This window comes from Nonomuraea sp. LP-02 (assembly GCF_036289125.1).
Taxonomy (GTDB): Bacteria; Actinomycetota; Actinomycetes; order Streptosporangiales; family Streptosporangiaceae; genus Nonomuraea; species Nonomuraea bangladeshensis.
The window spans coordinates 535,592-548,722 of the sequence record NZ_JAXCLK010000002.1 but is presented as its reverse complement, the minus strand read 5'-3'; the positions used below and the strand labels follow the sequence as shown (position 1 = coordinate 548,722).

Annotated in this window: 14 protein-coding genes and 1 pseudogene; 7 read left to right on the top strand and 8 right to left on the bottom strand. The window is 72.6% G+C overall.

All coding sequences use genetic code 11. The features are described from left to right. Positions 1 to 33 precede the first annotated feature (33 nt). Positions 34 to 948, top strand: coding sequence for an LLM class flavin-dependent oxidoreductase (locus SMD20_RS45820; protein WP_329593824.1), 915 nt, complete (start codon positions 34 to 36; stop codon positions 946 to 948). On the opposite strand, the gene SMD20_RS45815 is transcribed toward SMD20_RS45820, so the two are convergent. Genes SMD20_RS45815 through SMD20_RS45790 form a run of 6 tightly spaced genes read right to left on the bottom strand, consistent with a single transcriptional unit; the run spans position 945 to position 6,966 of the window. Next, positions 945 to 1,730 carry an enoyl-CoA hydratase/isomerase family protein gene (locus tag SMD20_RS45815; RefSeq protein WP_329593822.1) on the bottom strand — a complete coding sequence of 262 codons (786 nt, stop codon included), beginning with the start codon at positions 1,728 to 1,730 and terminating at the stop codon, positions 945 to 947. The genes SMD20_RS45820 and SMD20_RS45815 overlap by 4 nt on opposite strands. A 35-nt stretch (positions 1,731 to 1,765) precedes the next feature. Then, on the bottom strand, positions 1,766 to 3,220 hold the full coding sequence (locus tag SMD20_RS45810) for an ABC transporter substrate-binding protein (protein ID WP_329593820.1): 1,455 nt from the start codon (positions 3,218 to 3,220) through the stop codon (positions 1,766 to 1,768). 4 nt (positions 3,221 to 3,224) lie between these two features. Then, complete coding sequence (locus SMD20_RS45805) at positions 3,225 to 4,385, bottom strand: branched-chain amino acid ABC transporter permease (protein WP_329593818.1); 1,161 nt, start codon at positions 4,383 to 4,385, stop codon at positions 3,225 to 3,227. Then, entirely contained in the window at positions 4,385 to 5,428 is a 1,044-nt protein-coding gene (locus SMD20_RS45800) for a branched-chain amino acid ABC transporter permease (RefSeq protein ID WP_329593816.1), read from the bottom strand. The genes SMD20_RS45805 and SMD20_RS45800 overlap by 1 nt, the downstream gene beginning before the upstream one ends. Positions 5,429 to 5,440: 12 nt before the next feature. Beyond that, complete coding sequence (locus SMD20_RS45795; RefSeq protein WP_329593814.1) at positions 5,441 to 6,154, bottom strand: ABC transporter ATP-binding protein; 714 nt, start codon at positions 6,152 to 6,154, stop codon at positions 5,441 to 5,443. Next, positions 6,151 to 6,966, bottom strand: a complete 816-nt coding sequence (locus SMD20_RS45790) for an ABC transporter ATP-binding protein (RefSeq protein WP_329593813.1) — start codon at positions 6,964 to 6,966, stop codon at positions 6,151 to 6,153. The genes SMD20_RS45795 and SMD20_RS45790 overlap by 4 nt, the downstream gene beginning before the upstream one ends. A 270-nt stretch (positions 6,967 to 7,236) precedes the next feature. On the opposite strand from SMD20_RS45790, the gene SMD20_RS45785 reads away from it, so the two are divergent. The 4 genes and pseudogenes from SMD20_RS45785 to SMD20_RS45770 all read left to right on the top strand — a co-directional run. Further along, positions 7,237 to 8,235 carry a thiamine pyrophosphate-dependent dehydrogenase E1 component subunit alpha gene (locus SMD20_RS45785; RefSeq protein ID WP_329593811.1) on the top strand — a complete coding sequence of 333 codons (999 nt, stop codon included), beginning with the start codon at positions 7,237 to 7,239 and terminating at the stop codon, positions 8,233 to 8,235. After that, complete coding sequence (locus SMD20_RS45780) at positions 8,232 to 9,242, top strand: alpha-ketoacid dehydrogenase subunit beta (RefSeq protein WP_329593810.1); 1,011 nt, start codon at positions 8,232 to 8,234, stop codon at positions 9,240 to 9,242. The genes SMD20_RS45785 and SMD20_RS45780 overlap by 4 nt, the downstream gene beginning before the upstream one ends. Further along, a complete protein-coding gene (locus SMD20_RS45775; protein WP_329593808.1) occupies positions 9,239 to 9,487 on the top strand; it encodes a lipoyl domain-containing protein in 249 nt (82 codons plus the stop codon). Before SMD20_RS45780 ends, SMD20_RS45775 begins: the two co-directional genes overlap by 4 nt. Continuing rightward, positions 9,484 to 10,185: pseudogene (locus SMD20_RS45770) on the top strand (2-oxo acid dehydrogenase subunit E2); the annotation flags it as partial. The gene SMD20_RS45775 and the pseudogene SMD20_RS45770, both read left to right, overlap by 4 nt. A 12-nt stretch (positions 10,186 to 10,197) precedes the next feature. On the opposite strand, the gene SMD20_RS45765 reads toward SMD20_RS45770, so the two are convergent. After that, positions 10,198 to 10,794 (bottom strand): histidine phosphatase family protein, encoded by a 597-nt coding sequence (locus SMD20_RS45765; protein ID WP_329593807.1) that lies wholly within the window; start codon positions 10,792 to 10,794, stop codon positions 10,198 to 10,200. Then, positions 10,791 to 12,023 carry a PEP/pyruvate-binding domain-containing protein gene (locus tag SMD20_RS45760; protein ID WP_329593805.1) on the bottom strand — a complete coding sequence of 411 codons (1,233 nt, stop codon included), beginning with the start codon at positions 12,021 to 12,023 and terminating at the stop codon, positions 10,791 to 10,793. Before SMD20_RS45760 ends, SMD20_RS45765 begins: the two co-directional genes overlap by 4 nt. Positions 12,024 to 12,081: 58 nt before the next feature. Between SMD20_RS45760 and SMD20_RS45755 the strand changes: the two genes are divergently transcribed. Continuing rightward, positions 12,082 to 12,483 carry a DNA-binding protein gene (locus SMD20_RS45755; RefSeq protein WP_329593803.1) on the top strand — a complete coding sequence of 134 codons (402 nt, stop codon included), beginning with the start codon at positions 12,082 to 12,084 and terminating at the stop codon, positions 12,481 to 12,483. Then, entirely contained in the window at positions 12,480 to 13,115 is a 636-nt protein-coding gene (locus SMD20_RS45750; protein ID WP_329593801.1) for a transcriptional regulator, read from the top strand. Before SMD20_RS45755 ends, SMD20_RS45750 begins: the two co-directional genes overlap by 4 nt. Positions 13,116 to 13,131: the final 16 nt, after the last annotated feature.

Sequence of the window (13,131 nt, the reverse complement as noted above, 5' to 3'; positions counted from 1 at the left end):
CAACGTCCATGTAGACAAACGGCGGGAGAGCCGATGAAACCCCGACCCCACCTGGCCTTCGGCGTCCTGCTCGTGCCCAAGGTGAGCTGGCCCGTCCTGCGCGAGAACGCCGAACAGGCCGAACGGCTCGGCTTCGACTCCGTCTGGATCGACGACCATCTGGCCAATCCCGCGCGGCCCGGACAGGACTGGCTGGAGGCCTGGACCACGCTGGCCGCCCTCGCCGCCGTGACCACCCGCGTCCGGCTGGGCAGCCTGGTGTCCACGCCGGTCGTCCGGCACCCCCTGCTGCTCGCCCGACAGGCGCTCACCGTCGAGCAGATCAGCCGGGGACGGCTCCATGTCGGGCTCGGCTCCGGGTACGCCGCACTCGACCACGAGCTGGCCGGGCAGCCGCCGTGGTCGCCGGAGGAGCGCGCGGACCGGTTCGCGGAGGCCGTGGCCCTCGTCGACCACGTCCTGCGCGGCGAGCCGGTCCCGCCCGGCAGGTACTACCGCGCCGATGCGCCGCCCCTGCGCCCGCGGCCCGTCCAGCGCCCGCGGCCACCCCTCACGGTGGCCGCGCGGGGCCGGCGCGCCATGCTCGCCGCGGCGCGGCACGGCGACGCCTGGAGCACCTTCGGCGGCTTCGGCCTGACCGGCCCCGAGCACATTGCCCGCACCGCCGCACAGGTACGCCGGATCGAGGCCGCCTGCGAGGAGACCGGCCGCGACCCGGCCACGCTGCGCCGCTCGCTGCTGATCGGCAGCCCGGCGGTCAGCACGGAGAACCCGTGGGCCGGCCCGGACGCCTTCGCCGACTTCGCCGGCCGTTACCGGGCGGCGGGCATCGACGAGTTCGTCCTGTACTGGCCGCCGCAGGACCACTGGCCGCACGAGCGGATCGACCCCGGCGCCGTCGAGCGCATCGCCACCGAGGTCATCCCGGTCCTGCGCGTCTCAGGCTAGGTGTGCCGGGCCTTATGGGCCTCGGCCAGGAGGCGGCGGAACTCCGGGCCCGCCATCGCCTGCTCCTCCAGCGCCAGCGACAACGGCAGGACCTGCGCGACCGCCGCGCGCAGGGCCGCGTTGACCGTCGCCTTGGTCCCGCGCACCGCGACGCGGGGCAGCGCCGCCCAGCGGCCGGCGAGTTCGAGCGCGGCGTCGAGGGTGTTCCAGGCGGGGCCCGGGGCGACCAGCTCGTGCAGCAGCCCCCAGGCGACCGCCTGATCGGTGGTGATCATCTCGCCGCCGAGCAGCAGCCGCTTGGCCCGCTGCGGCCCGGCCAGCAGCGGCCAGAGCGCGGCGGGCCCGTTGCCGGCGGGCAGCCCGACCCGTACGTGCGCGTCGCCGAACCGGGCGCCCGGCACCGCGAACGACACGTCGGCGGCGGAGGCCAGCATCGCCCCCAGCCCGGTGGCGTCGCCGTTGACCGCGGCGATCAGCGGCTGGTCCAGCTCCAGCAGGCCGTAGACGATCTCGGCGGCCTCCTGGATCGGCGTGAGCCCGGTCGAGGAGGAGTAGGGCCGGTCCGGGTCGGTGTCGCCGCCGGAGCAGAAGGCGTCCCCGGCGCCGGTGAGCACGAACACCTCGGCGCCGGCGCACCGCCGGGCCTCGCGGAACAGCGTGGACAACTCCGCATGCATGACGTCGTCCACGGCGTTGCGCCGCCCGGGCCGGTTCAGGGTCAGCACGACGACGGGTCCGCGCCGGTCGATGGCGATCGTCCGGTAGTTCTCCTGCCGCAGCACGCGCGGCCTCCTCTCCGCATGCGGTCCTGCGGGGTTCACTGCAGGTTGATCTTGGTGAAGGTGCCGGTCCTGCCCTCGCGGTTGAGCAGCTCGCTGGCCGGCTCCCACGCGCCGACCTTGCTCTTGGTGGCGCCCTCGTAGCGGAACATCTGGCCGCCCTCGAACAGGTAGGCGTCCTGGAGACCGTTGAACTTGGAGGTCAGACCGCTCACCAGCAGCGGGTACGGCTGCGTGATGGAACGCGCGGCCACGGCGATGTTCGCCCGGTTCAGCCCGCCCTTCATGGTGTCGGCGTCCCGCAGGATCGCGACCAGGTACCAGCCCCAGAACCAGCCGTTGGCGTACTGCGCCACGTGCGGGTCGAGGCCGCCCTTGGTCATCTCCTCGGTGTACAGCTTCGCGAACTCCGGCGCCGCGTTGGCCGGGTCCTCGGGGTTGTAGTAGTACTGCACGACGTGGGTGCCGTTGCCGGTCAGCCCCTCCTTCTGCAGCGGCGCCAGCGAGGTCTCGATCTGGGCGCAGGAGTTGCCGGTGATCACGACCGGCTTCCACGAGCTGCGCTCCACCCCGCCGATGGCCTGCACGCAGAACGTGCCGGCGACGGCGAAGATGGCCACCTCCGCCTTGCTGGCCGCGGCCGAGGTGAGCTGGTCGGTCATGTTCGGCGCCGCCGGGTCGATCAGCTCGTTCGCCACGATCTTGATGCTGCTGCCCTCGGCGGCCCTGGTGAACGACTGCTGGTAGGCCTTGCCGAAGTCGTTGTTCATCGCGACGAAGGCGACCGTGGTGCCATCGGGGTACTTGTCCGACAGCCACCGCTTCCACAGCCCGGCCTCGTTGCCGTAGTTCAGGCCCATGCCGGTGGTCCACGGGTAGTGCTCGGGGTCGCCCCAGCGGTCCTCGGAGGAGGCGACCAGCAGGTGCGGCATGCACTCGTCGTTCATGACGTCGCGGATGGCGCCGTTGTTGGAGGAACCGAGGATGGCGGCGCTGGCGGCGTACGTGCCGGACTGGATGGCCTTGTCGACGTTCTTGCGGGTCAGGTCGGGCTGGTACTGGTCGTCCATGATGTCCAGCTCGATCGTGCGGCCGCCGACGCCGCCGTTGGCGTTGACGTAGGCCAGGTAGTTCTTCAGGCCGTCGCCGATGTAGCCGTACGCGGCCAGGGCGCCGCTGTGCGGCATGCTGGTGAACAGCCGGATCTTGTCGGCGGTGATGCCGGCGTTGATGTCGTAGTCGGCCGGGCACTTGGAGACGTCGAGCGTGAAGTCGCCGGCGCCGCGGAACACGCAGCCGTCGGCCTGCCCGAGCGAGGCGTCGACCGCGGCCGACGGGATGTGGGGGTTGGCGGCGGCGGCCGGGTTCTGCTTCGCGGTGGAGACGCACATCTCCGTCGCGGCCGCCGTCTCCCGCTCGTGGGAGCAGGCGGTCAGGCCGGTCGTGGCGAGCAGCAGCGCCGCCAGCGCCGCCGTCCGAGATGCTGGGAACACAGACTTACCCTTTCGTCGTGGCGCCGGATTTCTCCGGTCGCGGGGACGACGCCGTCGGGGAGGCCCCCGACGCCGCGGACGGCGCCGACGAGGTGGTGAGCTGGAACTTCTGCCAGCCCTGGGGGATGGGATCGGTGACGCGCACCAGCCGGCGGCCGAGTTTCGTCAGGCCGCCCGCCACGCCGGTGGGCATCAGGAAGACGATCACGAGGAGCAGCAGTGCGGAGACGATGCCGACGATCTGGCCGCCGTCCCCGCCCTGGAACATCGGCAGGGCGGTGGCCCAGTCGGAGATGTAGGTGCGGAGCGTGACCAGGATGATCGCTCCCGGCACGGCTCCGAGCAGGGTGCCGTTCCCGCCGGCGACCAGCGCGACGAGCAGGAAGATGGACAGGTCGAGCGTGTAGCGGGTGTCGGAGGCCTGGGGGAGCTGGATCGCCAGCAGCGAGCCCGCCACCCCGCCGAAGGCCCCGCTGACCGCGAAGGCGTAGATCTTGACCCGGGCGACCTGCACGCCGGAGGCGGCCGCGCTGAGCGGCGCGTCGCGCAGCGCGACCATGGCCCGGCCCGTCCTGCTGTCCAGGATGGCCCGCGCCACCAGGAACATCAGCACGGCGATGGCCGCGATGACGTAGAACCGCACGATCGACGGGCCCACCCGGGTGAAGGGATTGACGAAGAACCACTCCGGCGCCTGCATGGCCTCGCGGGCGAACTTGCCGCTGGTGCCGCCGGTCAGATCCTCGAACCGGATCACCAGCGCCGGGAACAGCGCGGCGACGGCCAGGGTCACCGCCGCCAGGTACAGCCCCCGGATGCGCAACGCCGGGATGCCGATCAGCGCGCCGACGGCCAGGCAGACCACGACGGAGACCGGGATGGTCGCCAGGTAGGGCCAGTCGTGGTCGGCGACGAGGATCACCGTGGTGTAGCCGCCCAGCCCGACGAACGCGCTGTGGGCGAGCGAGATCTGCCCCGTGTAGCCCATCAGCAGGCTCAGCCCCACGATGGCCACCGAGTAGGCGGCGATCTGGGAGAGCATGTCCACCTGGGGCACGCTGTAGAGCAGGTACGGCAGGCCCAGCAGCACGCCCGCCCCGGCGGCGGCCAGGCCCAGGATCAGCAGCCGGTGCCGGCGGCTGCCCCGTTCGATCAGCAGCGGCATCACACACGCTCCATCGCTCGGTTGCCGAAGAGTCCGGCGGGCTTGAACTGCAGGACGGCGATGATCACCGCGAAGGCGACCACCAGGCCCAGCTCGCTGCCCACTCCCGGCAGGTATCCGGTGACCAGGGAGACGCTGAGTCCGGTCAGCAGGCCGCCGGCCAGCGCTCCCCGGATGCTGTCGAGCCCGCCCAGCGTGGCCGCCGCGAAGGCGTACACCAGGATCTTGTTCATGAAGCCGGGGTCGACGTACGTCGAGGGCGCGATCAGGCAGGCACCGAGGGTGCCGACCGCCGCCGCCAGCGCCCAGCTGAACTGCACGGTGCGGCCGATGTCGATGCCGAGCAGCCGGGAACGCTCCACATCGTTGGCCACACAGCGGAAGGCCAGGCCGAGCCGGGTGCGGTTCAGCACCAGCTCCAGCACGACGACGGTGGCCACGACCAGGACCGCGATGCCGATGGCCTGGTACGGCAGCCGCGCCCCGGCGATCTCGATGGTCGCCTCGGTGCCCTGCGGGAACGGGCTCGGGAAGCTCTTGGGATGAAAGCCCCACACGAGCGCGGCCAGCGCGTTGAACCCGAGGAACAACGCCAGCGTGACGATGATGATCGCCATGTGGTTGTCCTGGTCGAAGGGCCGGATCAGGGCCCGTTCGAGCGCCGCCGCGCCGAGGCCGGAGACGGCCATCGCGATGACGACGGCCACCAGCACCGGCACCCCCCACGTCTCCAGGAGGGTCAGCGCCAGGTAGCAGCCCAGCATCGCCATGGGTCCCTGCGCGAAGTTGATGATCCTGGTCGCCTTGAAGACGATCACCAGCGACAGGGCGGCGAGGCCGTACAGGAAGCCGTTGGCCAGGCCGTCGAAGAATCGTTGCAGGTAGAGCTGCACGCCGCCGTCGAACAGCGCCCAGGCGGAGAAGGCGGCGAGCAGGACGAGGACGACGAGGACGGCGCGTCGCCTGGCCTTCCTGCGGCTGACCGCCACGACGTCGGCGCCGGCCTGTTCGGTGCGGGCCGGTTCGGCTGTCACGGTGCCCATACGCGCTCCTGTTCAGTATCCGAGGTAGGCGCGCCGGACGCTGTCGTTCTCGCGCAGCCGGTCGGCCGGCTCGGCGAGGACGACGTTCCCGGCCTCCAGGACGTAGCCGCGCTGCGCGATGTCCAGCGCCAGCGCGGCGTTCTGCTCCACGAGCACGATGGCCACGCCGCGCTCGCGGTTGGTGTCGGCGAGCACGCCGAACAGGTTCCGCACGATCACCGGGGCCAGGCCCAGCGACGGCTCGTCCATGAGCAGCAGCCGGGGGCGGGTCATCAGCGCCCGCGCGATGGCCAGCATCTGCTGCTCCCCGCCGCTGAGGCTGCCGGCGCTCTGGTTCCGGCGGCGGGCGAGGGCGGGGAAGGTGTCGTACCAGCGGGCGATGTCGGCGGCGACGTCCTTGTCGCGGCGGGTGATGGCGCCGGCCAGGAGGTTGTCGCCGACGCTGAGGTCGGTCAGCGTGCCGCGGCCCTGCGGCACCAGCGCGATGCCGCGCCGGACGAGGGCGCCGGTCGGCACGCGGGTGATGTCGGCGCCGTCGAGCAGGATCCGCCCGGTGGTCCTGGTCAGCCGGCAGATCGAGCGGAGCGTGGTGGTCTTGCCCGCGCCGTTCGCGCCGAGGACGACGACGACCTCGCCGGCGCCGATCGTGAGGTCGATGCCGTGCAGGGCCTCGACGCCGTCGTAGTAGGCGCGTACGCCGGCCAGCTCCAGCAGGGGTGACGTCATCGCGGGGCTCCCAGGTACGCCTCGACCAGCCGGGGGTCGTCGCGGATCTCGTCGGGCGGCCCGGACAGCAGCCCGCGCCCGGAGTCGAGGACGGCGACCTGGTCGGCGATGTCCATGACGAGCGCCATGTGGTGCTCGACCAGCAGCAGGCTCAGCCCGAACGTGTCGCGCAGGGAGACCAGCAGCGCGCCGAGGTCGCGGACGTCGCCGTGGGTCATCCCGGCGGCGGGCTCGTCGAGCATGAGCAGCCGTGGCCTGCTGACCAGCGCGCGGGCCAGCTCCACCCGGCGCAGGGTGCCGAACGGCAGTCCCTGGCAGGGCTGGAAGGCGACGTCCTCGACGCCGAGCGCGGCGAGCGCGGCGTACGCCCTGGCGGTCAGCTCGCGCCGTTCGGAACGGACCCGCACGCCGAACGGGGTGCTGAGGAGGCCGGTGCGGCCGAGGCAGTGGGCGCCGACCATCACGTTCTCGATGACGGTGAGTCCCGGCCACAGGGCGAGGTTCTGGAAGGTGCGGGCGATGCCGAGCGCGCTGAGGTCGCCGGCGCGGGCGCGCAGCAGGTCGGTGCCGTCGAAGCCGATGCTGCCCGCGCTGGGTGACACGAGCCGGCTGATGCTGTTGAACGCGGTGGTCTTGCCGGCTCCGTTCGGCCCGATGAGCGCGCAGATCTCGCCGGGACGCACCTGGAAGGAGACCCCGTCCAGGGCGGTGACGCCGCCGAACTTCACGGTGAGGTCGCGGACGGTCAGCAGCGGCTCGGCGGGGGCCGGGCCGGTACTCGGTGGGAGGGAAGGAGGTCTGACGCCGCTCATTCCTGGTCCTCCTTGAGTGCTCCGGGACAGGATGGCTGGGCCTCTTGGACGGGACTGCGTCCACGTCGTCGTTGGTGTTGACGCAGCCTTGCATCCGGATTTGGATGAGCGCAAGGGCTCAGTCGCGGTCAATTTCCGCGTCCGGCCCGCCATTGACACCACTACCAGGTAAGAAGGCTGTCAGGCAACGTCATCGCTTACGTTGACGGTGTTGTGGTTCATCGGCTTTACTCGCCACCAGGACCGACGTTCTGTCGCGAAAGGAACGGTATGGACCTGAAGCGTGAGCTAGCGCTGGAGTTGCTTCGCCGGATGCTGCGTATCCGGCTGTTCGAAGAGGCGACCATCGACCTTTTCCACGCCGGTGAGCTGCCGGCGATGGTCCACTTGAGCATCGGCCAGGAAGCCGCCATCACCGGCGCGTGCCTGGCGACCGAGACCGACGACTACATGACCGGCAACCACCGCTCGCACGGCCATCCCATCGCCAAGGGCGCCGGCCTCGACGGGCTGATGGCCGAGCTGCTCGGCAAGGCCGGCGGCGTCTGCAAGGGCAAGGGCGGCAGCATGCACCTGGCCGACTTCTCGGTCGGCAGCCTCGGCGAGTCCGGCATCGTCGGCTCGGCCATCCCCGTCGCCGTCGGCGCCGGCCTGGCCGCCGACGTGCTCGGCACCGGCCGCGTCGCCCTGTGCTTCTTCGGCGACGGCGCCGCCAACGAGGGCGTCTGCCACGAGTCGATGAACCTCGCGGCCGTGTGGAAGCTACCCGTCATCTTCTTCTGCGAGAACAACGGGTGGGCGGTCAGCGTGCGGGCCACCGAGCTCACCTCCGTCGAGAACATCTCGGTACGCGCCGCCGGCTACGGCATGCCCGGCGTCACCGTCGACGGACAGGACCCGGTCGCCACCTACGAGGCGGTCGCCGCGGCCGTCGCCCGCGCGCGGCGCGGCGAAGGGCCCAGCCTGGTGGAGGCCAGGACCTACCGCTTCCACGAGCACGCCTACGGCCTGCGCGTCAAGAACGCCTACCGCGACCAGGCCGAGGTCGACGAGTGGTGGCGCGAGCGCGACCCGCTGCCGCTGTTCCGTCGGCGCCTGCTCGACGAAGGAGCCGCCGACGGGCCCGTGGACGCCGCCGTGCTCGACGCGATCGAGGCCGAGGTCCGGGCCGAGGTCGGCGCGGCGGTCGAGTACGCCCGCCAGAGCCCCTACCCGGAGCCGGAAGAGGCCTACCGGGACCTCTACCACGTCGAGGAGGTGCCCGCATGACCGTCACCAGCGCCCGGCGTGCCGCCCAGCTCGGCTTCCTGCAGGCGATCCAGCAGGCCCAGCACGAGGAGATGACCCGCGACGAGCGCGTCATCCTGATGGGGCAGGACCTGCGGGCCAACGTGTTCGGGGCCGCGCAGGGCTTCCTGGACGACTTCGGCCCGAGCCGCGTCCGCGACCTGCCGCTGTCGGAGGCCGCCAGCGTCGGGCTCGCGGCCGGGGCCGCCATGGCCGGGCTGCGGCCCATCGTCGATCTCACGGTGGCCAGCTTCATGTTCTGCGCCATGGACCAGTTCGTCAGCCAGGTGGCCAAGAGCCGCTACATGTTCGGCGGCCAGGCGAGGCTGCCGGTGGTCTTCCGCCAGGCGCTCTACTACCACGGCGGCACGGCCGCGCACCACGCCGACCGGCCGTACCCGATGTTCATGAACGTCCCCGGCCTGAAGATCATGGTGCCGAGCAACGGCCCGGACCTCAAGGGCCTGCTCAAGACGGCGATCCGGGACGACAACCCAGTGCTCTGCTTCGAGGACGCCACCTTGTGGGGCCGCCACGGCCGTGGCCCGGCCCCGGACGGCGACGACCACCTGATCCCGTTCGGCGTGGCCTCGGTGCCGCGCGAGGGCAGCGACGTCACCGTCGTCGGCATCGGCGGCGGGGTGCGCCACGCCCTCGACGCCGCCGCGGACCTGGCCGCGGAGGGCGTGTCGGTGGAGGTCGTCGATCCGCGCACTTTGGTGCCGATGGACTGGCCGGCCATCCTCGCCTCGGTCGCCAAGACCGGCCGCTGCGTCGTCGTGGACCCCGCCAACCGTACGTGCAGCGCGGCCAGCGAGATCGCCGCGCACCTCGTCGAGGAGGGCTTCGCGAGCCTGCGGGCCCCCGTGCTCCGGGTCACCAGTGACGACATGCACGTGCCGTTCAGCCCGAAGCTCGAGAAGCAGATCTACCCGTCCAAGGAGAAGGTCGTCGCGGCCGTGCGGCGCGTGCTCGGAATGGAGAAGTGAGCGTGGAGACCGAGGTGCGGCTGCCGCAGCTCAGCATGGGCATGTCGGAGGCGGAGATCCTGGAGTGGCTCGCCGAGGACGGCGCGCGGGTCGAGGAGGGCCAGGACCTCGTCGAGATCGAGGCCGAGAAGGCCCGCGAGGTGATGGAGGCCCCGGTCAGCGGCACGCTGCGCATCAAGGCCGAGGTCGGAGCCGTCATCGGGGTGCGCGACGTCCTCGCCGTCATCGTCGGCGACCCGGCATGACGGGGAACCCCGATCCTGGCGAGCCCGCCGACGATCCCCGCGGTCCCGGCGTCGTACGGCGGGCCGGCCCCACCCGGCGGCGCATCGCCGAGCACATGGTGCGCTCCCTCGCGACCAGCCCGCACGCCGCCACGGCGGTCGAGGTCAGGTACGACGCGGTGGAGGCCGTACGGCGGGCGTCACCGGCCAGGCCCTCCGCGCAGGCGTACACGGCGTGGGCCGCGATCCGCGCCCTGGCCGAGTTCCCGCTGCTCAACGCGAGCTGGGAGGACGGTTCGATCCGGGTCTTCGAGCACGTCAACCTCGGCGTGGCCGTCGATGTGAACCATCAGGGCCTGCTCGTCCCGGTGATCCGGCGGGCTCAGGACCTCGACGCCGGGGAACTGCACGAGCGGATCGCGGAGCTGGGCGGCCGGGCGCACGCCCGCAGGCTCGGCGTCGCCGACCTGACGGGCGGCACGTTCACCCTGTCCAGCCTGGGCCGCTCCGGCACCCTGTTCACCATCCCGGTGATCAACCAGCCGCAGGCGGCGATCCTGTCCATGGACACCGTCGCCGCGCGGCCGGTGGTGGCCGACCACGGCGACGGGCCCCGCGTGGAGGTGGGCCGGGTGGGCGTCCTGACGCTGTCGTTCGACCACCGCGTCCTCGACGGCGCGTACGCCGCCGCCTACCTCGGCCGGGTGCGGGAGCTGCTGGAGACCATCACCTCATGGCCGGACGCCGTCGGGGAAGCCGGTCCAGCGCAGGTCGGCGGGAAGGTGACCCATGTCGTTGAACACCACCAGCGTCGGCGGCAGATCGGGGCGGTAGTGGATGACCGTGAGCGCGGCGTTGGCGCTGTTCAGTCCGAGCCACCGTGACGGCGGCGCGTCCAGCGCGTGCCGCACCAGCCACGCGATCTGGAAGGCGTGCGTCACCAGGACCTCGTGGGTGTCGGTCGTGTCGGGGGCCTTGGCGAAGCGGGCGAGCAGGGCCTCGGCGAGCTTGGCGTCCGAGGCCGCCTCGGCCTCGCCGTAGCCGTCGAAGAAGCCGGCCCGCGCCGGGGGTAGCTCGGCCGCCGGGGGGACGTAGGGCACGTGGTCGATGAGTTCGGCGGCCTCGGCGACGGGCGCGTCCGGCAGGTGGCGGGCGAGTTCGTGCGCGCTGGCGGCGGCGCGCGGCAGCGGGGAGTGCCACACGGCGTCGATCGGCAGGCCGGCGAGCCGTTCGCCCAGCAGTCCCGCCTGCCGGCGGCCGAGGTCGGTGAGGTTGCCGAACGCGTCGGCCGCGCCGTGGCGGGCCAGGTAGAGGTGTCGCGTGGTCATGAGCGGGTGGGGCGCGGCGCCCGGGTGGGCCCGCTTCCCGTCTCCTTCCGGTCCGTGACGGTGCCGGTGGTGCCGTCGATGGTGATGGTGCTGTCGTCGTGGAGCCTAGTCGTGGCGTCCGGGATGCCGAGGACGGCGGGGATGCCGTGCTCGCGGGCGACGATGGCGGCGTGGGAGAGGACGCCTCCGGTCTCGGTGACGACGCCGGCCGCGATGCGCAGCAGCGGCGTCCAGGCGGGGTCGGTGAAGGGGCAGACGATGATGTCGCCGGGCCGCGCGCGGGCGAAGTCGCGGGGACCGCGGATGATCCGCGCGGTGCCGGTGGCGACGCCGTGGCTGCCGGGTGTCCCGATCAGCGCGGCGGCCAGGGCGGGGGTGGATGGCCACGCGGGGGGTGTGGCGGTGACCGGGCGTGCCTGCAGGATCCAGGGACGCCCGTCGGCGATCGCCCATTCGACGTCCTGCGGCCCGCCGCGTACGGCGGCGATCCGCCTGCCCAGCTCGGCGAGCAGCGAGGCGGTCGCGTCGTCGATCGACGGCTGGTCGCGGGCGCCGGCGGGCACGTCGGACGTGACGAGCCGGTCGCCCCGCCGGTCGAGGCGGGTGCGTTTGCGCGCGAGCGCGCGGGTGACCGTTCCGTCCCCGGCGACGCGGTAGGCGTCAGGGGTGACGGTGCCGCCGACGACGCTGGGGCCGAGCCCCCAGGACGCCTCGATGCGGATCGGATCGTCCGGGCCGGCGGAGGTGAACATGACGCCGGACGCCTCGGCGTCCAGGTGGCGTTGCACGAGGACGGCCATGGCGAGGTCGCCGGCGGCGCCCCGGTGGTAGTCGATGGCGCGCGGGGTGAACAGCGAGGCCCAGCAGGCGCGTACGGCGTCCGCGACCGCGCCGGCTCCGCGTACGGCGAGAAAGCTGTCGTGCTGACCGGCCGCCGACGCCAGGCCGGTGTCCTCGTGCGCGGCGGACGATCTCACCGCGACGGGCGGATCGCCGAGCTCGCCGAGCGCGTGTCCGAGCGCGTCGATCAGGGCGGCCTGGACGGGAAGGGCCTCGATCGCCCGCCGCCGGTCCGGCCCGAGGTCCAGGTCGCGGACCACGGCGCGGTAGGCGGCGAACGGCACCACGAAGCCGTCGGGAACCGGCAGTCCGGCGCGGAGCAGCGCGCCGAGCGCCCCGGCCTTGCCCCCGCACGTGCCGGCGTCAGCCGACCTGAGGGGTACGATCATCCGCCCGCCTTTCAACGAAACGTTGACAACATTTCGTTGATTCTGGATCATGAGTGGCATGTCACGCAAGCAGGACATCACCCCCACCGGCCGCGCGGACCGCGCTGACCACGCCCAGGCCGGCCGCGAGCACGACGCGCGCCGACGTCTGCTCCGCCTGGGCGCGGACGCGCTCGACGCCCGTCCGTGGCTCCCCGCGCCGGCCCCGCTCTCGGCGGTCGACCTCGTCCAGTTCGCCGTCTGGCGCAACGCCGACCTGGCCCCGGAGGACGTCCTGAGCGCGCTGGCCCTCCTGCCCGCCGCACGCGCCGAAGTCGACGGACTCGAATCCGCCCTGCTGTTCATCGCCCGCAGCAGCGGACTGACCTGGGCGCAGATGGCGGAGGCGATGGGATTCAACTCCCCGCAGGCGTGCCAGCAGCACTACACCCGCCTGACCGCGCGCGAGGCCGGCTCATGACCCGCGACTCCGCGCCCGGCCTGCTGGTCCTGCACGCGGTACGCGTCCTCGGCTTCGCCGACACCCCGGCGGTCGCGCAGCGGTACGGGCTCGACGCGGCCCAGGCCGACGAGCTGCTGCGCGACTTCGAGGCGCGCGGCTGGGCCGGGCACTCCGCCTTCGCCGGCACCGGGGGCTGGTCGCTGACCGAACCGGGCCGGGCCGAGAACGAGCGCCGGCTCGCGGCCGAGCTCGCCGACGTCGGCGGCGCCGACGAGGTCCGCGACGTCTACCGCGCGTTCCTCCCGCTGAACGCCCTCCTGCTCCAAGCATGCACCGACTGGCAGCTCCGGCCGACCGCCGGCGACCGGCTCGCCGTCAACGATCACAGCGACCCCGACTGGGACGCCGGGGTCCTCCATGAGCTCGCCTGCGTCTCCCGCGCGCTCACGCCGCTGGCCGACCGGCTCGGGAGCGTGCTGACCCGGTTCCGCGGATACGACACCCGGTTCGCCGCGGCCCTGGCGCGCGCCCGCGCGGGGGAGAACGCCTGGGTGGACCGCACCGACGTCGACTCCTGCCATCGCGTCTGGTTCCAGCTCCACGAAGACCTCATCGCCACGCTCGGCCTCGACCGGAACGTGCACCCTTGACCCCCCCCGCCGCCCG

Excerpts from the sequence above, each read along its gene's own strand:
- SMD20_RS45820 (WP_329593824.1), top strand. The coding sequence starts at position 34 with ATGAAACCCCGACCCCACCTGGCCTTCGGCGTCCTGCTCGTGCCCAAG.
- SMD20_RS45805 (WP_329593818.1), bottom strand. The coding sequence starts at position 4,385 with ATGCCGCTGCTGATCGAACGGGGCAGCCGCCGGCACCGGCTGCTGATC.
- SMD20_RS45800 (WP_329593816.1), bottom strand. The coding sequence starts at position 5,428 with ATGGGCACCGTGACAGCCGAACCGGCCCGCACCGAACAGGCCGGCGCC.
- SMD20_RS45795 (WP_329593814.1), bottom strand. The coding sequence starts at position 6,154 with ATGACGTCACCCCTGCTGGAGCTGGCCGGCGTACGCGCCTACTACGAC.
- SMD20_RS45790 (WP_329593813.1), bottom strand. The coding sequence starts at position 6,966 with ATGAGCGGCGTCAGACCTCCTTCCCTCCCACCGAGTACCGGCCCGGCC.
- SMD20_RS45785 (WP_329593811.1), top strand. The coding sequence starts at position 7,237 with ATGGACCTGAAGCGTGAGCTAGCGCTGGAGTTGCTTCGCCGGATGCTG.
- SMD20_RS45780 (WP_329593810.1), top strand. The coding sequence starts at position 8,232 with ATGACCGTCACCAGCGCCCGGCGTGCCGCCCAGCTCGGCTTCCTGCAG.
- SMD20_RS45765 (WP_329593807.1), bottom strand. The coding sequence starts at position 10,794 with ATGACCACGCGACACCTCTACCTGGCCCGCCACGGCGCGGCCGACGCG.
- SMD20_RS45760 (WP_329593805.1), bottom strand. The coding sequence starts at position 12,023 with ATGATCGTACCCCTCAGGTCGGCTGACGCCGGCACGTGCGGGGGCAAG.
- SMD20_RS45755 (WP_329593803.1), top strand. The coding sequence starts at position 12,082 with ATGTCACGCAAGCAGGACATCACCCCCACCGGCCGCGCGGACCGCGCT.
- SMD20_RS45750 (WP_329593801.1), top strand. The coding sequence starts at position 12,480 with ATGACCCGCGACTCCGCGCCCGGCCTGCTGGTCCTGCACGCGGTACGC.